The sequence below is a fragment of the bacterium genome, from assembly GCA_024224155.1.
GTDB lineage: Bacteria > Acidobacteriota > Thermoanaerobaculia > Multivoradales > JAHEKO01 > CALZIK01.
Window position 1 is genome coordinate 1 of the sequence record JAAENP010000191.1, and the last position, 536, is coordinate 536.

The following is a 536-nucleotide window of genomic DNA, read 5'->3' on the forward strand; positions in this document are numbered from 1 at the left end:
GACTTTCGGACGTTCGGATTCTTGCTCATCCGCGCAGCTGGGCTCCGGCTCGGAGCCGGCGCTGGCGTCCGCTGCGCCGGAGGACGCGACCTCGTTGTCGACAAGGTCTTCGATGAGCTCTGCTGCGACGCTGGCGTCACCCGCGTTGGCGGCGGTCGCAGCGGTATCAGTGATGAACTCGCTGTCGGGATCCAAAGACACATGGCCACTGTAACCATCGAATCCTCGGGCCGAAGTCTTGTGACCGTGGCGGGCCTCTGTATCCACGGTCGAGATCACCCGATCCTTGGCCACCCGGCGGGCGATACGATACGTGCCGTCCTCGGTCTCCTCGAGATCTTGGCCGATCACGGTAGCCAGCAGCTCAGCAGCCTCTTTGACCTCGGCGCTCAGCACGCGGCTCTCAAGAACCAGCAGGCAGGCGTAAGCGTCTCGGGCCCGTGAGTCGATGAGTTCTTCGCGCGCCCCGGTATCGTCCCAATCGATCTGAGGCTTGGCGCTCGTGGCGTAGTCATCGCCGCTGGCAAGGGCTCCTC

The 536-nt window shown here is 64.4% G+C and carries 1 protein-coding gene; it reads right to left on the reverse strand.

Going from position 1 to position 536, the window contains the following annotated elements; all coding sequences use genetic code 11:
- A partial coding sequence (locus GY769_10630) for an IS1182 family transposase (GenBank protein ID MCP4202373.1) occupies positions 1 to 536 on the reverse strand: 536 nt, incomplete at both ends.